Source organism: Microbispora hainanensis, from assembly GCF_036186745.1.
In the GTDB taxonomy this organism is placed as follows: Bacteria; Actinomycetota; Actinomycetes; order Streptosporangiales; family Streptosporangiaceae; genus Microbispora.
Genome location: NZ_CP108086.1, coordinates 6,562,455 through 6,584,344, shown reverse-complemented (window position 1 = coordinate 6,584,344; position 21,890 = coordinate 6,562,455). Strand labels below are relative to the sequence as shown.

Sequence of the window (21,890 nt, the reverse complement as noted above, 5' to 3'; positions counted from 1 at the left end):
GCGTTTACAAATGCCATACCGCGGAGCGGAGCACAGAGACCCAGATATCGCATGCCCGAGAGCTGGAGGAAGACCGAGGCGACAGCAGCATGCCCCCGGCCAAAGAATCGGCCCATTACGGGTTTATAGCTTATGCGTGCTTGGTCCTTCGTATGGAGACATACTGCGGTTGTGAACCGAGTGGCGGGGTTGTTTCGGCTAGAGGTCCGGGACTTCGAGAGCCCGATGCGTTGGCGCTGGGTGCTCATTGACGAATCCGACGGTGCTGATCAGGCCGTCGGGACAGAAGTAGTCAGTCACTACGTCCGGTTGGACGCCGCCAACTGGCAGTTCGAGGCGTTTGCGGATCTGCTGGAGTATCTGTCGTGGCATGTCGCGCCGGACCGGCGGCCAAAGGACGAGGCACGGATTGTCAGGGAACTCGGCGCATGGATCGAGGGGGAAGTTTTTGGCCCGGTCGCCGCCGTGCTGGCTGAGGCAGCCCCGGCCACGGTTCGCGTCGTCGTTCCCCCTGAGGCCCGAGCACTGGCGTTCCGACCTTTCGCGCTCGCGTACGCAGGAAACAAACCGCTCGCCGCACAGGACGTCACCCTGGTCGTGGAGCTGGGTACCAGCGCGGCGCAGAAGACCTCCGTGGGCGCCCGCCTCCGCGTCCTTGGTTTGTTCAGCCTTCCTGAAGGCGGCCAGCCTCTCAATCTGCGCCGCGAACGGCACAATTTGGTCGGCCTTATCGAGCGAATCGCCGCCAACGGCAAGGATGTAGATGTACGTGTGCTCCAGTACGGAGTGACCCGTAGTCGACTGCGTGGCGTTCTGAAGGAGGCCGAGGGATGGGACATCATCCACATCTCCGGCCATGGTGCCCCCGGCGAGCTCCTCCTGGAGACCGCTGCGGGCCAGCCGGATCGTGTCACGGCTGACGAACTCGCCGAGCTGCTGGACCTGGCCAGGGAACGCGTCAGGCTCGTAACGGTTTCAGCCTGCTGGTCGGCCGCACTCACTACCGCCGAGCAGCGTCGCATGCTCGGTCTCCCCGTGCCCGATCAAAATGCAAGGGCCGAACGACTCCGAGAGTCTCGTCCCGTCGGAGCGGACTCCAGCGGTGCGTTGGCCACTGCCCTCGCCGACCGCCTGGACTGCGCCGTCCTCGCGATGCGCTACCCGGTGAACGATGACTTCGCCACCACACTGTCCAGTACGCTCTATGAGCTCCTGGTTGAGAAGGGCCAGTCGCTGCCCCGCGCCGTCGGCATCGCGCTTGGGCAACTGAGTACCTCCGGCGCGTCGGACCTGTCTGTCGCGACCCCGGCGCTGTTCGGTGCCCAGGCCGTCGGCCTCAGGCTCGCGGCACCGGATCGCACAGGGCGGCCCAGCCTTGCCAGGCCGAAGATGGCCGGCTTCCCGCCCCTGCCGGACCGCTTCGTCGGCCGTACCCGCGTTATGGCCCGAGCAAGTACGGCTCTGGCCGCCGAGAGCGGCATTCCCGGCGTCCTGCTGTATGGCATGCCCGGCGGCGGCAAAACCGCCTGCGCGCTAGAGCTGGCCTACGGTCACGAACACGCATTCGAGACACTGATCTGGTACAAGGCACCGGACGAGGGCATGGCCGTCGACGGCGCGCTGACCGACTTCGCGCTGACACTGGAGCGCTACATGGGCGGCTTCCAGATGGCGCATCTGCTTGCGACCGATAACGGTCTGGCCGAGTTTCTGCCCCGGCTTACTGAAATGATGAAGCAATCCCGTTTGCTCGTCGTCATCGACAACGCCGAGTCGCTGATGTCGGGAGACGGGGGCTGGCAGGATGTTCGCTGGGGCCAGTTGATCGCTGCCCTCACCACTCACACCGGACTCGGTCGGGTCATCATCACGAGCCGCCGCGTGCTGCCACGCCTGATCCCGTCGGAAGCGAAGGGCATCCGGACCGTGTCGGCCCCCGAGCCATCGTCGGATGCGATCCGGCTCCAGATCGAGGCGGTCGACGCGCTCTCGGCCGACGAGGCATTGCTGCTCGCCCGGGAACTCCCGCGTGTGAAGGCACTCCTCGGCGGCAAGCTGCCCGGGATCGGCCGTTCGAGGTCACAGCGGCTGGCCCGCGGTGTGTTGAGCGCCGCAGGTGGTCACCCGAAGCTACTGGAGCTCGCCGACGGTCAGGCCGCGGACCCGGACCGACTCGCCGCACTGCTAGCGGATGGTGACCGTGCGTGGCGTGAGCGGCGCGGTCTTCCGCACGGGTTCTTCGCCACGGGCGAGGTAGCCCTCTCCGAGGGCAGGGCGGCAGCGGCCGCGGACTACTGGCATGTCCTCGCCGCGTGGACCAGGTCGATCACTAACACGCTGGCGCCGGGTGAGCAGGACTTGTTCTGGTTCCTGTGCTGCTTGGAGGACCGCGACCGCCAGCGATGGGTCCTCGGCGATACCTGGGCCGACTTGTGGCAGCGGCTAGGCCGGGAGGGTGAGCCGCCCGACCTGGACGAGGCACTGGCCGTCATATCGGCCACCAGCCTCATCACGACACAGTCCGCAAACGAGACCTACGCGGTGCATCCGGGGGTCGCCGAGGCTGGCCGCGCCCATGCCGGCCAGATGTTCAGGGACGCAGTGGACGCCCTGGCCGGAGGATTCTGGGACTCGGTTCACCAGCGCGCGTCCGGGAAGGTGGGCGGCGAGAGCGTGGATACCGAGCTGTTGGTCCGGGCCGGGCTAGCCGCGGTTCCCTACTTGCTCCGCCAGCACCGTTGGGACGACGCCGCCAGCCTGCTGGAGGCTGCCTTCGTCAGGGACCCCACGCGGGCCAACGCGGCGGCGGTTCTGCCCGCAATTAAGCAGATTACCGGCCAGAAGCCACAGTGGTCGGGCGTGTTGGCCAAGGTGCTTGCTGTGACCGACCCGCCAATCGCCGTCGCGCTCTTACGCACTGCCATGGCCGAGGCCGCAGCCCGCGGCGACTACCGAACCGCGTCGGCGAACGCCGGGCGGCTGCTGGAGCTGTGCCGGTCCACCGGGCAGCTACCCGAGGCCCTTGAGGCGGCGGAGCAGAAGGCCGTCTACACCCGCCAGGCCGGCCTGGGCCCCTGGAACCAACTGGCCGACGAGGTCTGGCGACTGCAGGTGCTGGCCGCGATGGGACACTCCGATCAGGTCCTGGACGAGGTCACCCGGCTCCGCGCCCGCATGGCCACACTGCCCTCCGCCCCCGACCCCGAAGGTGGGGAAGCGCCCTGGCACGTCCGCGAGGCGCTGCTAGACACCGGCCGCTATGCGGCCATGCTGCTCGGCCGACATGCCGATGCTCTCACCCTGATCGACGAGGTGACCGCCAGCCAGCGCGACCGTCACGCCCCTGCCAGTTTCATCGCCCGCAGCCGGTACAACAACTACTTCCCGCTTCTGCGCCTCGGCCGTATCGAGGAGGCGCTGGCCGTGCTGCGGGAGTGCCGGCAGGTCTTTCAAGACTCCCGCGACACTCTCATGCTCGGCAGAACCCTCGGCGCCCTCGCCGACGTTGAGGACGCGCGCGGGCACGGCGACGCCGCCATACGCCTGGAACGCGACTCCCTCCGCTATAAGTACATGGTCGAGGACGTGGAAGGCATCCTGATCAGCTACCACAACCTCGGTGACCGCCTGGCCAGTCATACCCGCCAGCCCGTTTTGGCCTTCGCTGCCCATCTCGCTTCCGCCTTTGTCTGCATTCTGATTGGCAATGACGACATCGCGGAATCGGTCGAGGCCGCCGCCAACGACCTGGGTAGGTTCGGCGCCGACGACATCATGCCCGCCGATGTGGCCGAGCTGTGCGGTCTGGTCGGCGATATCCCTGGAACAGACCTGCCCGGTCTCATCGAACGCTTCTGCCCCGATCCGGAGATCGCCGAGCAGGCTCTCCGGGACCTTATTGCTCAGGTTCGCGAACTCGCGAGCGAGCGCCCCTCCTTATTCAGCGACCGCAGGGGTAGCGGTGGCGACGAAGAACAGTACCGCCCCGGCGACCACTAGCAGGCCGCCCACCAGGGCGGACCACCGCGACCGGCGTAGGTCCGCCTCAATCTGCCAGACATGGGCCAACGACAACAGCCACCGGACGTACGGGGCCGCCCGCTCCGCGTTCGCCTCCGCCCGGCGCAACTGGCGATGGATCAGCCGCCGTCGTGCGGGGTCTTTCTCCGTCGCTGCCTTTCGTGCCAGGTCGACGGCGACCTCCTGGTGCAACAGCAGGTCGTCCACCTTTGTCGCCACCGCGCCGAGGAACTGTGCGGGCTCGGCCTCGATCCTTCGCCGCAGCCCAGCCAGGCCGGGGGACCTCAGCGTTTGGGGAGTCGTCAGCCGTGGTGAGAGCACCTTGCCGGTGAACCATATCGCCAGCCCCACCCCACTCAGCGCCACAGTCAAGCCCGCTCCAGCGAGGAGTGCGTGCGAGGTGCCGTGCACCTGGCCGACCGCGACCAGCGGCCCGCCGCTGATGAGCGCCGCACCCACCGCCCCTTCCGTCGCCAGCGTCCACTTCGCCGCAGACCGGAGGTCATCGACGGCGTCCAGAGGCGAGGGCAGCCCCTCGAATGCTTTCGCCTTCCCGGCAGCGCTGCCTGCGTGAGTTGTCATCCGGCGTCCCTGTACAGTGCCTTCGAGTCTGGGTCATCACCATCCGGCCAGTCCGGCAGGTCCTCATACCGCAGCCAGCGGCTCCCGTCGGAAACGAACAACTCGCCGGCGTCGTCGACCCAGGTCTTCTCCACTCGGGGATCGGGCGGCTGGGAATCCGTCATGCCCGAAGTATGACATCGCCGCAAGATCGGACAACCCGGCTCTTGCTCCGACTACAGTCGTAGTCGCTGCGCGCTTCGGGACTGTGCAAAAACCGCCTGGACAGGCCCGCGCTTCGCTTGCCGAGTGCGGTGAGCTCCGCTGTGGGCGGCGCTGGCGATCAGGTCGGTGAAGGTCTCCTCCTACCGTTTACCGCAGTGCTCCGCCGTTCGGAGAAGAGGCATATTCTGCCTTTTGCTCGGGCGCCCTCGGCAGACATTCCGTGAAACAAGAGCCGGGTTCGCTGGAGTGCTACCAGCACTGTATCGATCGGCTCACCGGCCGGCTGGCAGCGCTGGTCACAGAGCTTGCCAGCAGGCGCTCGTCTGTCACAGGCACCGGGACGTTGTGATCTCGAGGTCCACGGCCCTGCGGCTGCTTATACGCGTGCCGCTGCCGCCATCATGTACGGCCTGCTGATCACGAGTGCAGCGGTGTGGCTCTCTGAACCGCCCCGAGCGCTGACCACATGGTCGGCTCGCCTGCAGCACGCGGATAAGGCGCAGGCGCAGACCGAGTCTAGGAGCTCGCAGCTCTGATCAGCGATCGTCCAGGCAAGTTCTCCAGGCTGGGGGACGGCACTGGCCTTCGTCTTCGTCGGTTTGAGCGGCCCGTGCGTGCGGGCCTCTTCGACGCCGCCGCTGGGTGCTGGGCCGGCGGTGAGCGCGTGCACGCCGAAAACGCGCTCAGGCCACCGGCTTCCGGTGGTCAGCCGCGTACGGCTTCGCGTTCGGCGGTGATTCGGGCGGCCCACCAGGACAGCCCGGCCGCCGCGCAGCGCTTGGCGGCCGTGTCCAGGTGCGCCCGCGCCGCCTCCGGCCCGGCCGCCCCACCCAGATGGGCCATCCGCCCCAGGTAGTAGCCGACCGGCCCGGCGCAGAACGTCCCCGCCCCGAAGGCGATCCTGTCCTCGTACGGCAGGAGCCTGCGATAGGTCACGGCGCACGCCTCCCGGTCGCCCGCGACGATCTGGGCCTCGCCCAGCAGGCACAACCCCGGCAGCTCGCCGAAGTCGCGCGGCAGCGCGTGCCAGCCCTGCTCGCGCGCCGTCTCGGCCGCCGTGCGGTCGCCCCGCGAATCGGCGATGAGCAGGCCCATCACCTGCTGATGGGCGGGGAAGGGCGAGTAGTGCGTCATCAGCTCGTCGGCGCCCTCGAAGTCGCGCATGGTGAAGTGGCGGGCGAGCAGCGCCGAGGAGAGCGTCGCGCTCGTGTGCCACAGGTTGAGCCGCTCACCGGCCTCGGCCGCCGCGGCGTACGCGTTGCCCGCGCCGTCGAAGTCCCCGTCGAGGAGGCGCCGGGTGCCGGTCCAGATGAGGTGCTGGAACCGGGGCCAGGGCAGGTCGAGCCGCTCGACCAGCACCCCCGCCCGCTCGGCGGCGCGGTCGGCGGCCGCCACGTCGAACAGATCGATCCGGGTCCGCTCTCTGATCATGTGGCCGAGCAGTTCGAACCCGGGCAGCCCGAGCCGGGTGAGCTCCTCGCCGATGGCGTCGAGCTCCGTCATGTGCTCGGGAAGCTGCACGCCCAGATAGCGCGCGTTCAGGGTGATCGCCAGCAGCTCCGGGCCGGCCTCCCCGGAGGCCACGAGACGGCGGGCCATCGCCAGGGCCTCGGCCGTGGCGGTGTCACAGCGGGGGTCGGCCGAGCCGTCGTAACGTTCCATCCCGAGGCAGCCGAGCAGCCGGCAGCGCAGCTCGGAGTCCCCCTCGGGCAGCGCGGCGAGGGCGTCCTCGATCCGCCGCACGGTGTGCAGCTCGACGTCGCCGTAGGTGTAGAACTTCCACAGTCCCGGGGCGTCCAGGCTGGTCAGCGCCCGTGCGGCGAGCAGCGGGTCACCCGACCTGTCGGCGGCGAGCACCGCCTCCGCGCGGGTCTGCCGGGCCTCGAAGCCGTGACCGGCGGCGAGCTGCGCGCGGACCAGCCGGAGCAGGAGCTCGACGTGCTCGCGGGGGTCCGCGCCGGGCAGCGTCCCGTGCGCCTCCACCGCCCGGCGCCACCACTGCGCGGCGTCCTCGTACGCGTGCCGTCCCGCCGCCTGCCCCGCCGTGGCCGACGCCCAGCGCACCGCGTCGGCCACGGCGGCGGGTCCGGCGGCCATCGCGTGCCTGGCGAGGAGCGCGAGGTCGGCCCCCGGCCGCAGTTCGAGCGCCCGGAGCGCGGCCAGGTGCAGCCCGGCCCGGCGGCGCGGCGGGATGTCGGCGTAGACGGTCTCCCGGACCAGGTCGTGGGTGAAGCGCAGGTCCTCGCCGAGAACGCGGAGGGCGGTCGCGGCGTCGAGCGCCTCGTCCACATCCATGTCCGCGTCCGGGGTGTCCGAGGCGTGCGCGACGACCTCGGCCAGCAGCCACCGGTCCGCGCCGGTGCCGAGCACGGCCGCCGCGTCGATGGCGGGGCGGTGCCGGGCGGGCAGGTCGAGCAGACGGCGGCGCAGCACGTCGGCCAGGCCCTCGGGCACCCCGGTGAGCGCCTTGTCGATGCCCTGGTCTTGGGCCAGCCGGAGGGTCTCGCGGATGAACAGCGGATTGCCCCGGGTGCGCTCGGCGAGCGCCGCCACGCTCGCCGCGTCGCGCAGCCCCGACAGCTCGGCCACCGCCGCGGGGTCGAGCCCGGCGAGCGGCAGGCGGAGGGCGTCGTGCCGCCCGAGCAGGCCAAGGGTGTCGTGCACCGCAGCAGGACCGTCGCCGGACCGTACGGTGATCACGACGGCGACCGCGCCGCGCAGCAGCAGCGCGAGGTCGGACAGCAGGCCGAGGGAAGCCGTGTCGGCCCACTGGAGGTCATCGATCACCACGAGCAGCGGCCGGTCGGCCGCGACCGCCCGCAGGTAGTTCGCGGTCGCCTGGTGCAGCCGGAACCTGGCCTCGCTCGCCTCGGCGGGCCGTCCGGCGCCCGTGGCGGGGTCGTCTTCGGAGGCGGCGTCGCCGAGCAGCACGCGCAGGGCGGCGGCCTGCGCGCCGGAAGGGGGGACCCGGCCGGCGAGATCCCGCACCACCTGCTGCCACGGCCACAGCGCGGGCGCACCGGAGGTCTCATGACACCGGCCCCAGGCGACCAGCCAGCCCTCGGCGGCCCGCCGTTCCGCGAACGCCTCCGCCAGCCACGTCTTGCCGATGCCCGGCTCGCCGGAGATCACCGCGATCCCCGGACCGCGCTGTGCCACGCCCCGGGCCGCCTGGACCACGTCGCGCGCCAGCTCGTCGAGCCGGTCGACCTGCGTCCCCCGGCCGACGGCGCGCCGTTCCGGCCGCGCTGTTCCTCCGCTCCCTGGCCGTGCCGCCTCGACATCGGCCGGTGCCGCATGGACCGGCGCCGCCTGCCGTACGGGGGCGTCGAGGGCGGGGTCCTGGGCGAGGATCGCCTCCTCCAGGCGGCGCAGCGCCGGTCCAGGGTCGAGCCCGAGCTCCTCCGCCAGGTGGCCCCGGGCCGTACGCAGCGCCTCCAGCGCGTCCGCCTGCCGCCCGAGGGCGTAGAGCGTGCGGGCGAGCAGCTCCCACAGCCCCTCGCGCAGGGGATGCGCGGCCACCAGGGCCTCCAGCTCGCCCACCACGTGGGGGTCGCCCACCCGCCCGGCGAGGAGACGTTCCCGCGTCACCAGATGCGCCTCGGCGAGCCGCTCGATCTCCGGCCGGAGCCAGGGCACGTCGCCGAACTCCTCGTACGGCGTGCCGCGCCACAGGGCCAGGGCGCGTTCCGGCTCGCCGGCCTGGGACAGGCGGACGAACTCGTCGGCGTCCACCTCGTGCGGCCCGAGCGCGTACCCCGGTGGGCGGCTCAGCAGCACGGACGAGGGCGTGCGCGGAGCGCGGCCGGGTTCGAGCACCCGGCGCAGGTTGGAGATGTAGCTGTGCAGCGTGCTCTGGGCGCGCGGCGGCGGCGCGCCGTCGTACAGGTCGTCGAGGATCGCGTCCACCGACACGGTCGCGCCCCTGGAGATCAGCAGGCGGGCCACCAGCAGCCGGGGCCGCGGCCCGCCGAGGTCGACGGGAACGCCGTCGACGTACGCCTCGACCGGGCCGAGCACCCGGAACATGACCGCCATGCCGGGATTGTGCCACGATCATCGGCCGACGCTGAGCCCGCGGACGATGCGCGCCGCTGCGCCTGAACGCATGGCAGGCGTCTCACAGGCGCCCGGCGGCCAGCACCCGGCGGTCAGGCGCCCGCTTACAGCACCCGGCGGCGAGGCGCCGGCACTCTGCCTTGAGCACAGAGCACCGCGCTTTCAAGCACCCAGCACCCCGCTTTCCGGGCGCAAAGCACCCCGCTTTCCGGGCACACGGCGCCCCGCATATGGGGTGCAAAGCACCACGTGTTCAGGCGCCCAGCACCCCGGGCACGGCCTCGCGGAGGTGGGCGAGGCTCGCGGCGGCGGCCTCCATGGCCCGCCCGACCGGACCGGTGAGGACGCCGTCCCGCTTCACGACCACGCCGTCGCAGACGACCGTACGGACCAGCCCCGGGTGGCCGGCGAGGACGACGGCGGCGTACGGGTCGAGCATCGGGGCCATGGCGGGAGTGCCGGCCTCGACCACGATGAGGTCGGCGCGCTTGCCGGGCGTGAGGCTGCCGGTGACGGCCGACAGCCCGGCCACCGCGGCGCCGTCGGCGGTGACCATCCGCAGCAGGCCGGCGGCCGTCAGCGGCGCCGGGTCCTGCGTGAACCTGTGGTGCGCCAGGACCGCGCGCATCTGCGTGAACATGTCTCCCGAGGTGGCGACCTCGGTGTCGGTGCTGAGACCGGTGACGAGGCCCGCCCGCAGGAGACGGCCGGTCGCGGGCGTGCCGAGCCCGGGCATGGTCATCTCGATGAACGGCGACACGCTCGCGGTCGCGCCCGCGTCCGCGGCGGCCTTCAGCTCGTCGTCGCCGGTGGCGCTCGCGTGCACCAGCGTGATCGTCTCGTCGAGCAGGCCCTCGTCGTGCAGCCACCCGACGCTGCCGGCCTTCTCGGAGGAGCCGACGTGCATGGTGGCCCGCAGGCCGAGCTCCCGCGCGAGCAGCAGGTCGCGCCGGGCGGCGGAGGGGGCCGACATCTCGGGGCCGCGCGCCGCCAGGGCCATCGTCACGCGGGCGGTGTCGTCGCCGAGCACGTCCCTGATCCGGCGGACGTCCGCAGGAAGCTCCGCGTCGCTATGGTCGCCCACCCACGTGAGCGGGTCGATCTGCGGCCAGCCGTAGGCGAAGACGCCCCGGATGCCGCTGTCGCGCAGCGCGGCCACGGCGGCGTCGCCGTGCTCGGGGGTGTTCTGGATGTGGGACCAGTCGACGAGCGTGGTGATCCCGGCCTCCAGCGCGCCGAGCGCGCCGAGCAGGGTGCCCGCGTAGACGTCCTCGGGCCGGAAGTTCGGCCCGAACTGCAGGAACGCGGCCCCCAGGTAGTCCATCAGGCTCCAGTCCAGCCCGATGTGGCGCAGCGAGGACTGCCAGGTGTGGCGGTGGGTGTCGACCAGGCCCGGCATCACCACGCAGCCGGAGGCGTCCACGACCTCCGCCTCGGGGGACGCTTCGGCGGCGGGGCCGACCGACACGATCACGCCGTCGCGGACGACGACGTCGGCGGGGCCGTCCGGCACCGCCGGGTCCATGCCGATCACGTGACCGCCGGTGACGATGAGGTCGTTGCTGAGAGGCATCCTTGGCTCCTTGGTCGTTCGAGGTGATGCCTCTTTGTCCCACCGCATGCTTGTGGCCGGCTCCACGCGGCGCGCGCCGCCGCGTCAAGCCGGCCACAAGTCCGTACGGAGCCCGATCAGGCGGGGCCCCGATCAGGCGCCGGATCAGGAGGTCACGGTCATGCGGGACCTCAGGATGCGGGCGCCGTCGTCTCCAGTTCGTGGACGCGCGGGTCGCCCTGGTCGGCGAAGTAGTCCTCCGGCTTGGTGCCGTCCGGGCCGTCGGCGCTCTTGAGCGCGCGGGCCACGAAGGTCCCGAGCACGGCGACGACCAGGTTGACGATCAGCGCGAGGAACCCGGCGAACACGGTGATCTTGGTGTCGAACCCGAGCTGTGACAGGGGGAAGGCCGAGCTGCCGAAGTGCTCGTGCCCGGTGGCGGGGTTGGAGATGTTGTACAGCATCAGCATCCCGGCCGCCATGCCGGCCGCCCAGCCCGCGATCAGCCCGCCCCGGTGGAACCACCGGGTGTAGAGCCCGAGGGCCACCGACGGCAGCGTCTGCAGGATGATCACGCCGCCGATGAGCTGGAGGTCGATCGAGAACTGCGGTTCGAGGAGCAGGATGCACAGCACCGCGCCGATCTTCACGACCAGCGACGCGATCTTGCTGACCCTGGCCTCCTGGGCCGCGTCGGCGTTCCGGTTGATGTACTCCTTGTAGACGTTACGCGCGAACAGGTTGGCCGCGGCGATCGACATGATCGCGGCGGGCACGAGCGCGCCGATGCCGACGGCGGCGAAGGCGACCCCCGCGAACCAGTCGGGGAAGACCTTGTCGAACAGCTGCGGGACGATCGTGTTGTTGTCCTTGCCGATGGGCGTGACCCCGGCCGCGATCGCCATGTAGCCGAGCAGCGCGATCAGGCCGAGCAGCAGGCTGTAGGCCGGCAGCGCCGACATGTTCCGCTTGATGACGTTGCGGTTCCGCGACGCGAGGATGCCGGTGACGCTATGCGGATAAAGGAACAGCGCCAGCGCCGAGCCGAACGCGAGCGTGATGTACTGGAGCTGGTTGTTGGCGTTCAGCAGGATGCCGCCGGTGCCGGTGGAGTCGAACTTGGCCTTCGCGGCGTCGAAGACCGACCCCCAGCCGCCGAGCTTGGCCGGGATGTAGATGATCGCGACCAGGATGACCAGGTAGATCAGCGAGTCCTTGACGAACGCGATCAGCGCGGGGGCGCGCAGCCCCGACTGATAGGTGTAGGCCGCCAGGACCGCGAACGCGATGATCAGCGGCCAGTCGCCGCTCAGCCCCATCGTCTTCAGCACGGCCTCGATGCCGACGAGCTGCAGCGCGATGTACGGCATGGTCGCGACGATGCCGGTGATCGCCACGAGCAGCGCCAGCGTGGGGGAGCCGAAGCGCACGCGGACGAAGTCGGCCGGGGTGACGAGGTTGTGCACGTGCGACACCGACCACAGCCGGACCAGCACGAGCATCACCATGGGATAGACGACCACCGTGTACGGCACGGCGTAGAAGCCCATGGCGCCCGCGCCGAAGACCAGGGCGGGGACGGCCACGAACGTATAGGCGGTGTAGAGGTCACCGCCCACCAGGAACCAGGTGATCCAGGAGCCGAAGCTGCGGCCGCCGAGGCCCCATTCGTCCAGCGTGGCGAGGTCGTCGGGACGGCGCCACCGGGCGGCGACGAATCCCATGCCGCTGACGATGAGGAACAGGAGCGTGAAGATGACGATCTCGGTGGTCTTCACCGGCTCCTCCTCGTGACGCGGTAGACGAGGGTGGTGGAGGCCACGCCGAGGATGATGAAGGCGAGCTGCAGCCAGTAGAACAGCGGGATGCCGAACAGCCGCGGTTCGTCGGAGTTGAACAGGGCCGGGATGAGCGGGATCACGATCGGCAACAGGAGCAGCCAGTTCAGCGGGCTCTTGTCGGGGTTTCGGCCGTGGTCGGCACGGGGGGTCGTCACACGTACTCCAATCGGACACGGACCAGGCGTGACCGGCAGATCCGCGTGACTGGCCGTCGCGCGGATCAGCGGGACGGTTTTCGGCGGAAGCGTAAGGACGCACAGGTAACAGGGACATCACCGATCGCCGAACGGTCGTGTTGGCGCGCCCAGCGACGACAGAAGCTCCTGACAATCCGATGTCCGACGCTGTCCGACAGGAACGCGCGGCTTCGCGCCAACCTCGACGCGATGGGCGTCAGCCCGCACGCGCCGGCCCGCCGCAGGCGGCCGGTCGTGTTCGCCGACCTCGTCCATCGCGGGTACACCTTCACCCACCTGTACGGGTTCCTGCGCGACTGGATCGACGACGAGCACGAGGCGTGGGACGTGATCCGGCTGAAGCTGTGCTTTCTCGGCATCACCGAACGCGGGAAGACCAGCCCGAAGACATGGCGCTGGTGGCAGGGCTGCGCCTGGACGGCGGACCTGCCGCGCAGCGCGGTCACCAACGTCTCCGCCGACCGCTTCTTCTGGTTCTATCCGGGTGACCACCAGAAGAAGCTGACGCCGTCCTTCCGCCCCACCCGCTGGGCCGACGAGACGGTCGCCCGGCCGCGGCACGACGAGAAGACCCTGAACGCCCTGGCCGAGGCCGTCGCCGTCGCCGGACGCGGGGGGACCCCGGAGGTCCGTGCCGCGCTCGCCCGCGTCATGGCGCGGAAGCCGTCCTTCGCGGAACCGTGGCTGCGCTCGCTCATCCTCGAACTCCGGCACGGCTCCCGGTCGCGACGCCACGCCGTACGGCGGGGCTCACGCGGGACCCAGTAAGGTCGGTGTCCTGATGAGCGCCACTCTTGTCGCGAAGGAGCTCGCCGCCGGGCACGGCGACCGCGTCCTGTTCGCGGATCTCGATCTGGTCGTCGCACCCGGGGACGTCGTGGGGCTGGTGGGGGTGAACGGCGCGGGCAAGTCGACGCTGCTGCGCCTGCTGGCCGGCCTCGCCGCCCCCGAGCACGGCAGCGTACGGCTCAGCCCGCCCACCGCCAACGTCGGGCATCTCCCGCAGGAGCCCGAACGGCGGCCCGGTGAGACCGTCGCCGCCTTCCTCGCCCGCCGCACCGGGGTCGCCGCCGCGCAGCGGGATCTCGACGCGGCCACCGAGGCGCTCGTGAGCGGCGACCCCGGCGACGCGTACGCCGAGGCCCTCGACCGCTGGCTCGCCCTCGGCGGCGCCGACCTGGAGGAGCGGGCCGCGGAGGTGGCCGCCGACCTCGGTCTCGCGGTCGGCCTGGATCAGGAGATGACGTCGCTGTCCGGCGGCCAGGCCGCCCGGGTCGGGCTGGCCTCGCTGCTGCTCAGCCGTTATGACGTGTTCCTGCTCGACGAGCCGACCAACGACCTCGACCTCGACGGCCTGGACCGGCTCGAACGCTTCGTGACGGGGCTGCGCGCCGGCACCGTGGTCGTCAGCCACGACCGCGAGTTCCTCGCCCGTACGGTCAACAGGGTGGTCGAGCTCGACCTGGTCCAGCAGCAGGTCCGCGCGTACGGCGGCGGTTACGACGCCTATCTGGAGGAGCGCGAGGTCGCCCGCAGGCACGCCCGCGAGCAGTACGAGGAGTACGCCGAGACGCGGGCGTCCCTGGAGGCCCGCGCCCGGGCCCAGCGCGCCTGGATGGAGAAGGGCGTCAAGAACGCGCGCCGCAAGGCCACCGACGGCGACAAGCTCGGCCGGAAGTTCCGCACCGAGGCGACCGAGAAGCAGGCGGCCAAGGCCCGGCAGACCGAGCGGCTCATCGAGCGGATGGAGGTCGTCGAGGAGCCGCGCAAGGAGTGGGAGCTGCGGATGGAGATCGCCACCGCGCCCCGCTCGGGAGCGGTGGTCGCGACGCTGCGCGGCGCGGTCGCGCGACGTGGCGGCTTCACGCTCGGGCCCGTCGACCTGCAGATCGACTGGGCGGACCGGGTCGCGATCACCGGTGCGAACGGCTCGGGCAAGAGCACCCTGCTGGGCGTCCTGCTCGGCCGGATCCGCCTCGACGAGGGGACGGCGGCGCTCGGCCCCAGCGTGGTCGTCGGCGAGGTCGACCAGGCGCGCGCCCTCTTCGAAGGCGGGGAGCCGCTGCTCGACGCGTTCGGGGCGCTCGTCGACCTGCCGCCCGCCGAGGTCCGCACGCTGCTGGCCAAGTTCGGCCTGCGCGCCGGCCACGTGCTCCGTCCGGCGGCCACGTTGTCGCCTGGTGAGCGGACGAGGGCGGCCCTGGCGCTTCTGCAGGCCCGCGGGGTGAACCTGCTCGTCCTGGACGAGCCCACCAACCACCTCGACCTTCCGGCGATCGAACAGCTGGAGTCGGCGCTCGCCTCCTACACCGGCACCCTGCTGCTCGTCACCCACGACCGGCGCATGCTCAAGGCGGTCCACACGACACGGCGCATCGTCGTCGAGGCCGGCCGGATCCACGAAGGCTGAGCGCCCGTCCGGCACGGGTCACGGCTGGACCGGCCGGGCATATTGCTCTCGCCGGATAGATCGCGCGATGTCACCATGTGGGGATGAGGAGCTGGCGCCGCGTCGTGCTGCCCGCCGCAGGGGTGGTCGTGGTCGCCGGGATCGGCTACGGGCTCACCGCGCTCTCCGAGTCGGACGCGGCGGTCAACTGGGCACAACTCGCCAGCGTGGCCCTCGGTGTTTTCACGCTGATCCCTCCCCTGGTCAGCACCTGGCGACGGCGGCAGCCAGGCGGCACGAGCACGATCGAGCAGATCGAGCGTGCCGAGCGGACGCTGCGGGTGCTCGTGCACGAGCAATGGCACGAGGAGATCGCGATGCGCGAACTCGACGAGCCGGCCCGGCTGCCGGTCCGCTGGAGGATCTCCGGTCTCGACGTGATGGACCAGGACGAGCGCGTCGACGGGCTGCGCCTGCTGCGCTCGTGGTTCGGCTTCGGACGGGTGCGCTTCGAGGGGCGCACCGACCGGATGCCGGAGATCGCCGTTCGGTTCCGCAAGCTCGCCCGGCGCCGGCTGGTGATCCTCGGCGAGGCCGGCATGGGGAAGACGACGCTGGCCGTGCTCCTGCTCAGGGAACTGCTGATGGACCCCAAGCCCGGTGATCCGGTTCCCGTGCTGCTGTCGATGTCCGGGTGGGATCCGGCGGCCGAGCCCGTGCACCGGTGGCTGGGCAGGCGGCTGCGGGAGAACTACCCCGCCCTGCGCGCCCCCGAGTTCGGCCCGGACGTTGCTCGCGGACTGGTCTCTCATCGGCGGATCCTCCCGGTCCTGGACGGCCTGGACGAGTTGCCCGACGCGGTGCGCCCGAAGGTGGTCAACGCGCTGAACGCCGCCTCGGCCGTCGAGTCGCTCATCCTCACCTGCCGCACGGGCGAGTACGTGACGGCCGTGAACCTCCGCGACGGCGCCGTGCTCGCCGGCGCTGCCGTCATCGAGCCGAGGCCCGTGAAGAGCTCGGACGTGATTTCGTACCTCCGCGACCGGCTCGCTCCGGGACAACGGGCCGACTGGACCGGGCTGCTGTCGGCGTTGAAGGCCGACCCGGACGGCCCGCTGTCCGAGGCACTCTCCACGCCGCTCGTCGTGTGGCTGCTGCACAAGGTGTACGTCGAGACCCGCGCGGACCCCGCCCCGCTGTACGACACCGAACGCTTCCCGACGGCGGCCGCCGTCACCGACCACCTGCTCGACACCCTCGTCCAGGCGAGCTTCGCGGCCGCGCCGCCCGACGACGATCCCGGTGAACGGCACGAGCACGACCACCCGTTCCGCCCCCGGCGGACGTGGGAGCCGGGCGAGGCCCGCCGGTGGCTGTCGTTCGTCGCCCATCACATGTCGGCGATCGGCACCCGGGACTTCCGCTGGTGGCACCTCCACCGGGCGATCTCACGACGCTGGAGCGTTCTCGTGGGAGGCGTCACCGTCGGACTGTCCGTCGGCGTCACAGTGGGCCTGACCAGCGACGCAGTGGTGGCGCTGCGCAGCCCGCACGAAGGCAGCCTCCGCGACGCGCTCCTGTTCGGTCTCGCGGGGGGACCGGTGGGCGGGCTCGTCGGCGGCCTCACCGGCGGGCTCATCCTGGAGCGCCTGAAGGGCTACACGCTGGAGCCGGCGTACGCCAACCTGCGCTGGCGCGGCAACGCCGGCAGGCTCGCCGGGCAGCTCGCGCTCGGCCTGGTCACGGTGCTCCCGGTCGGCCTGATCGCGGCGCTGGCGCTGTGGCGGGTCGCGGGGATGTCCGCGCGGGTCGACGGACTGATTCCCTATGCGCTCGTCATCGGCGCCATCGGCGGGCTCACTCTCGGTCTCAACAACTGGGTGACGACCCCCCTCACGAACGACCGGCCGCAGGGCCCGCTGATCACGCTGCGGCGGGACCTCCAGCTCGTGTACGGGCGTTCCCTCACCTTCGGGCTGGCGCTCGGCCTCGCGTTCGGCTTCGCCGGGACGCTCGTGAACGGTTTCTCCGGGCTGCTGCGCGGCGCCGAGGCGGGCGTCGCCTTCGGGCTCGCGGGCGGTGTCGTGTTCACGCTCACGTTCGGGTTCACGGGAGCCAGCTCCACCTACCTCGTCGCCGTCACCATGCTCCGAATCCGCGGACGGATCCCGCTACGGCTGATGAGCCTCCTGGAGGACGCCCGTCGCATCGGGTTGCTCCGCCAGGTGGGGCCCGTCTACCGGTTCCGGCACGAGAAGCTGCAGGACCGGCTCGCCCACCTTCACGTTCACAGCGATCGGCCGGAGCCGAAGTAGCGGGCCACGACCTGCGTGTGCAGCGGGAACGCCAGCTCCTGCGGGCCGTCGATCACCAGCCACTCGCTGGTCTCCGCGGTGGGAACGACCGGCGGCAGGGCGCCGGCGGTCGTGCGCGGCCCGAGGCCGAAGACCAGCAGGGTGCCGTCGGGCGCGCTGACCGTGTCGAACAGCCGCACTCCGGCCGCGTCGACGGCGACGCCCGTCTCCTCGCGGAGCTCCCGGGCGGCGGCCTGCTGCCAGGACTCGCCGACGTCGATGAAGCCGCCGGGGAGGGCGAGCAGGCCGCGGTGCGGCTCGACGTCCCGGCGCACCACGAGCAGGCCGTCGTCCACCGGAAGCACCATGACCGCGACCGGCAGGGGATTGAGATATGCGGTGTCGCCGCACTCCCGGCAGGTCCGCGGCCAGGGCAGGCCGGGCGCGTAGGCCGCTCCGCAGAAGGAGCAGTGGGAGTTCCTGATCGCCATGATCGCGAGGGTAGCAACGGCGGTGGCGGGCCGGCGCCGCGACTTCCCGCCGCGACTTCCCGCCGTGACCTCCCGCCGTGACCTCCCGCCGTGACCTCCCGCCGTGACCTCCCGCAGTGCCGCCCTGCCGCGACGACCGGACGAGACAAGCCGGAGGTCAGGACAGTGCGGGGAGGATCACGGCCGAGGGGTGGCGGGAATCGTGGAGGATCTCCTGGTCGGAGGCGACCATCGGGGTGCCCGCCGTCAGCGGCGCGCCGGTGCCCGGGTTGCGTGCGATGCGCGGATAGGCCCCGCTGGCCACATGCACCCGGATCCGGTGGCCGCGGCGGAACCGGTGGCCCATCGGCCACAGGTCGATCTCCACCCGGCGCACACCGTCCTCGTCGCAGCGGTCGGCCGGGGTCAGGCGGCGCACGCCCTCGCAGACGTTCATCGACGTGCCGTCGGGATGCACGTCGCACACCCGTACGACGAAGTCGGTGTGCTCCCTGCTCGTACGCGCGAACAGTTCGGCGCTCACCGGGCCGATCATGTCGGTGTCGCGGTCGAGCACCTCGGAGGTGTAGACGAGCACGTCGCGCCGGGCCTCAAGCCGCCGGTTGTCCCTCGGCTCGGAGTTGCCGATCAGCACCGGGCCGCCGATCACGGGCGTGGGGTGCGCGGGGTCGTAGCGGTAGCGGTCCGGCTCGCCGCCCGCCGGGTTGTCCCGCGACAGGGCGAAGCCCGGCTGAAGGTGCCAGCGCTCGCGCCGCATGCCGGGCGGCGGCCAGTCGGACTCGTCCCGCCACTCGCCCGCGCCGGTCACGTACAGCCGGACGGGAGAGGGGCGCAGCCCCGACGGGTCGCCGAGCAGGTGGGCGCGGAACCAGGCCAGGGCGTCGGCGTTGGCGGCCCACCCGTGGCGGATGTCGGCGTGATACCAGGGCCCGATGGTCAGGTACGGCTGCCGCCCGGCCCTCCGCAGCGCCGCGTAGTCCTTGAGCTGCCAGGGCAGGAACACGTCATACCAGCCGCCGGTCATCGTGATCTCCGCGCCGACCTGCCCCACCGACGCGGAGAAGTCCACCCTGTCCCAGTAAGAGCAGTAGGTCTCGCCGTGGTGGGCCAGCAGCTCGCGGAAGAACGGCAGTGGCCTGCCGGCCGACAGCAGGTCGAGCTCGTGCAGCGGACGGCCCGACAGCACGGCCCGCCGCGTGCGCCGGGGCGCGATGAAGGCGGCCACGCCGCCCAGCCGGCCTTCCAGGTGGGCGGTGAGCGTCGTCCAGATCAGCGTCGACTCCAGCGCGAACGACCCCCCGACGTACGCCGCGTCGCGGAAACAGGAGGCGGTCACCTGGACGGCCATCGCCCGCAGGTCGGGGGTCTCGGCCGCGATGGCCCACTGGGTGTAGCCGAGGTAGGAGGGCCCGTGCATGGCGAAGCCGCCGCCGTACCACGGCTGGGCTCGCATCCACTCGACCGTGGCCAGGCCGTCCTCCTGCTCGTGGACGAGGGGATCGAGCCGCCCGCCGGAGCCGAAGCCGCCCCGGCAGCTCTGCAGCAGCACCTGGAACCCGTGCCGCGCGAAGGTCCAGCCGTACATCCAGCCGACCACCCCGCCCCTGCCGTACGGCGTGCGGATCAGGATCGTCGGCGGTCGTTCGGCGCCCACCGGCATGTAGTGATCGGCCAGGAGCGTCACGCCGTCCGGCATCGGCACGGGCATGTCGCGGCGGACCCGGACGCGGTGGCCCTGGAGGCCGACCGGCCCGGCTGGACCGCGGCGGTGCACCGGCACGCGGACCATGCCCCCTCCTTCCCCGGCGTCGGGCCGATCGACCCACGCCGAGAGTGAGGTTTCCCCACCAGTAACAGAATATCTATCCGCCATTCGCCGTTCCAGTCGCGCCGCGTTGCATGATCGCGCTTCCCGCCGCTACCCTTGGCCCATGCGAACTCAAGCACCCTCGCAGTGGTGGCGCCGCTGACAGGCGGCGTTTTCGCATTCGCGTCGAATTGACCGGCCGCCCCGTGAGTGGCGGCCTTCTGTATGTCCGCCCCGGGGCATACGAAAAAAGGGGCGTGGACAGTGGAGATCAGCGGATATACCACGGCCGGCGGCATCGCGGTCGAGCGCCGGGTGCGCGATGTGCCCGAGGAGGCGCTGGAGGAGATCGTCACGTCGCTGGGGGAGCGGCGCGGCGGGGCCTTCTCGTCCGGCATGGACTACCCGGGCCGCTATAGCAGGTGGGCGTTCGGCTACGTCGATCCCTGCCTTGAGATCGTGGCGCGGGGGCGGCGCATCTCCGCCCGAGCGCTCAACGAGCGCGGGCAGGTCGTGCTGCCGGTGGTCGCCTCCTGCCTGCTGGCGGCGGGCAAGCCGGTGTCCGAGCCGGCCCACGGCTTCATCGAGGTGCACGTCCCCGAGTCGGAGGACCTGCTGCCCGAGGAGATGCGCAGCCGCAGGCCCACCGTGTTCACCGCCATCCGCGAGATCATCGCGGCCTTCCGGTCCGACGACCCCCACCTCGGCCTGTACGGCGCCTTCGGCTACGACCTGGCCTTCCAGTTCGAGCCCATCCGCTATCGGCTGACCCGCCCCGGCGACCAGCGCGACCTGGTGCTGCACCTGCCCGACCGGCTCGTCGTGATCGACCGCGTCCGCGAGACCAGCGTGGAGCACTGCTACGAGTTCACCGTCGACGGCGTCTCCACCAGCGGCCTGGAGCGCACCGGTGAGGCCGTCCCGCTGGTCGCGCCCCGCGAGATCCCGCCGAACCCGGTGCGGGGGACCTACGCCGAGGTCGTCGCCAAGGCCAAGGAGAAGTTCCAGCGCGGCGACCTGTTCGAGGTCGTCCCCGGCCAGGTCTTCCACGGCGCCTGCGCCGACCCGTCCGCGTTCTACCGCTCGCTGCGCACCGAGAACCCCGCGCCGTACGAGTTCCTGCTCAACCTCGGCGACGGCGAGCACCTGGTCGGCGCCTCGCCCGAGATGTACGTGCGGGTGACCGGCGACCGCGTCGAGACCTGCCCGATCTCCGGCACCATCGCCCGCGGGGCCAACCCCGTGGAGGACGCCGAGGCGATCCGCACCCTCCTGTCCAGCGTGAAGGAGGAGTCGGAGCTGACCATGTGCACCGACGTGGACCGCAACGACAAGTCGCGGATCTGCGTGCCGGGCAGCGTCCGGGTGATCGGCCGCCGCCAGATCGAGATGTACTCCCGGCTGATCCACACCGTCGACCACATCGAGGGCCGCCTGCGTCCCGAGTTCGACGCCCTCGACGCGTTCCTCACCCACATGTGGGCCGTCACCGTCACCGGCGCCCCCAAGACGTGGGCCATGCAGTTCATCGAGGACCACGAGGAGACCACCCGGCGCTGGTATGGCGGCGCGGTCGGCTTCATCGGCTTCGACGGCTCGATGAACACCGGCCTGACCCTGCGCACCGCGCAGATCCGCGACGGCGTCGCCACCGTGCGCGCCGGGGCCACGCTGCTGTACGACTCCGACCCCGAGGCCGAGGAGCGGGAGACCGAGCTCAAGGCCAGCGCCCTGCTCGGCGCGCTCGCCGCGGCCGCCCGGCCCAAGGAGGCGGCGAAGGCGGAGCCCCGGGCCGACCTGCCGGGCGAGGGCCACCGCGTGCTGCTGGTGGACCACGAGGACTCCTTCGTCAACACGCTCGCCGACTACTTCCGCCAGCAGGGCGCGTCGGTGGTCACCCTGCGGCACGGGTTCCCGCTGGACAAGCTCGACGAGATCGCGCCCACGCTCGTCGTGCTGTCGCCCGGCCCGGGCTGGCCGTCCGACTTCGGCTGCTCGGCGCTCATCGAGGCGCTGTACGCCCGGAACCTGCCGGTGTTCGGGGTGTGCCTGGGCCTGCAGGCCATGGTCGAGCAGGCGGGCGGCACACTCGAACTGCTGCCCTACCCGGAGCACGGCAAGCGCGGCCGGGTCCGCCGCGAGGGCGACAGCGCGCTGCTCGACGGGCTGCCCGACGAGTTCGTCGCGGCCCGCTACCACTCCGTGCACGCCAAGGAGCCGGGGGTCAAGGGCTTCCGGGTCACCGCGTTCACGCCGGACGGCGCGGCCATGGCGATCGAGGACACCGACAACCTGCGCTTCGGCGTGCAGTTCCACCCCGAGTCGATCCTGACCACGCAGGGCGGCGCCGGGGCGCGGATCATCGCCAACGTCCTGCGGCTTTGCGCGCGTCATGGCTGAGTAAAGGGGCCGTTTAGGGCGGCGCCGGCGCGGCGGGGGAGCCGTAGAGTCCAC

13 protein-coding genes are annotated in these 21,890 nt (G+C 71.4%); 5 read left to right on the top strand and 8 right to left on the bottom strand.

All coding sequences use genetic code 11. From position 1 onward, the window contains the following. Positions 1-171: 171 nt before the first annotated feature. Positions 172-3,999: a CHAT domain-containing protein gene (locus OHB01_RS30440; protein ID WP_328709988.1), complete on the top strand. Its 3,828-nt coding sequence runs from the start codon at positions 172-174 to the stop codon at positions 3,997-3,999. On the opposite strand, the gene OHB01_RS30435 is transcribed toward OHB01_RS30440, so the two are convergent. The 6 genes from OHB01_RS30435 to OHB01_RS30410 all read right to left on the bottom strand — a co-directional run bounded on the left by OHB01_RS30435 (position 3,937) and on the right by OHB01_RS30410 (position 12,413). Beyond that, positions 3,937-4,602: a hypothetical protein gene (locus tag OHB01_RS30435; protein WP_142646950.1), complete on the bottom strand. Its 666-nt coding sequence runs from the start codon at positions 4,600-4,602 to the stop codon at positions 3,937-3,939. The two genes, OHB01_RS30440 and OHB01_RS30435, sit on opposite strands and share 63 nt — an antisense overlap. Then, positions 4,599-4,766 (bottom strand): hypothetical protein, encoded by a 168-nt coding sequence (locus OHB01_RS30430; RefSeq protein ID WP_168065806.1) that lies wholly within the window; start codon positions 4,764-4,766, stop codon positions 4,599-4,601. Before OHB01_RS30430 ends, OHB01_RS30435 begins: the two co-directional genes overlap by 4 nt. A 745-nt stretch (positions 4,767-5,511) precedes the next feature. Next, positions 5,512-8,844, bottom strand: a complete 3,333-nt coding sequence (locus OHB01_RS30425; RefSeq protein ID WP_328854321.1) for a BTAD domain-containing putative transcriptional regulator — start codon at positions 8,842-8,844, stop codon at positions 5,512-5,514. 274 nt (positions 8,845-9,118) lie between these two features. Beyond that, the gene (locus OHB01_RS30420) at positions 9,119-10,438 is read right to left on the bottom strand and encodes an amidohydrolase family protein (RefSeq protein WP_168065817.1); all 1,320 of its coding nucleotides are present in this window, start codon (positions 10,436-10,438) and stop codon (positions 9,119-9,121) included. Positions 10,439-10,608: 170 nt separating this feature from the next. After that, positions 10,609-12,195 carry a monocarboxylate uptake permease MctP gene (mctP, locus tag OHB01_RS30415; RefSeq protein ID WP_315985206.1) on the bottom strand — a complete coding sequence of 529 codons (1,587 nt, stop codon included), beginning with the start codon at positions 12,193-12,195 and terminating at the stop codon, positions 10,609-10,611. Next, positions 12,192-12,413 (bottom strand): DUF3311 domain-containing protein, encoded by a 222-nt coding sequence (locus OHB01_RS30410; protein ID WP_221889894.1) that lies wholly within the window; start codon positions 12,411-12,413, stop codon positions 12,192-12,194. The genes mctP and OHB01_RS30410 overlap by 4 nt, the downstream gene beginning before the upstream one ends. Positions 12,414-12,644: 231 nt before the next feature. Here OHB01_RS30410 and OHB01_RS30405 point away from each other — a divergent pair, with 231 nt between their 5' ends. The 3 genes from OHB01_RS30405 (at position 12,645) to OHB01_RS30395 (ending at position 17,159) form a co-directional block, all read left to right on the top strand. Then, positions 12,645-13,223 (top strand): hypothetical protein, encoded by a 579-nt coding sequence (locus OHB01_RS30405; protein ID WP_142646954.1) that lies wholly within the window; start codon positions 12,645-12,647, stop codon positions 13,221-13,223. 13 nt (positions 13,224-13,236) lie between these two features. Continuing rightward, the gene (locus tag OHB01_RS30400) at positions 13,237-14,865 is read left to right on the top strand and encodes an ABC-F family ATP-binding cassette domain-containing protein (protein ID WP_328854320.1); all 1,629 of its coding nucleotides are present in this window, start codon (positions 13,237-13,239) and stop codon (positions 14,863-14,865) included. A gap of 83 nt (positions 14,866-14,948) precedes the next feature. Further along, positions 14,949-17,159, top strand: coding sequence for an NACHT domain-containing protein (locus OHB01_RS30395; RefSeq protein WP_328854319.1), 2,211 nt, complete (start codon positions 14,949-14,951; stop codon positions 17,157-17,159). On the opposite strand, the gene OHB01_RS30390 is transcribed toward OHB01_RS30395, so the two are convergent. Beyond that, on the bottom strand, positions 17,132-17,629 hold the full coding sequence (locus tag OHB01_RS30390) for an NUDIX domain-containing protein (protein WP_142646957.1): 498 nt from the start codon (positions 17,627-17,629) through the stop codon (positions 17,132-17,134). The genes OHB01_RS30395 and OHB01_RS30390 overlap by 28 nt on opposite strands. A 157-nt stretch (positions 17,630-17,786) precedes the next feature. Next, a complete protein-coding gene (locus OHB01_RS30385; RefSeq protein ID WP_168065819.1) occupies positions 17,787-19,418 on the bottom strand; it encodes a CocE/NonD family hydrolase in 1,632 nt (543 codons plus the stop codon). Between the two features lie 243 nt (positions 19,419-19,661). Between OHB01_RS30385 and OHB01_RS30380 the strand changes: the two genes are divergently transcribed. Further along, positions 19,662-21,836, top strand: a complete 2,175-nt coding sequence (locus OHB01_RS30380; protein ID WP_205830063.1) for an anthranilate synthase component I — start codon at positions 19,662-19,664, stop codon at positions 21,834-21,836. Positions 21,837-21,890 lie beyond the last annotated feature (54 nt).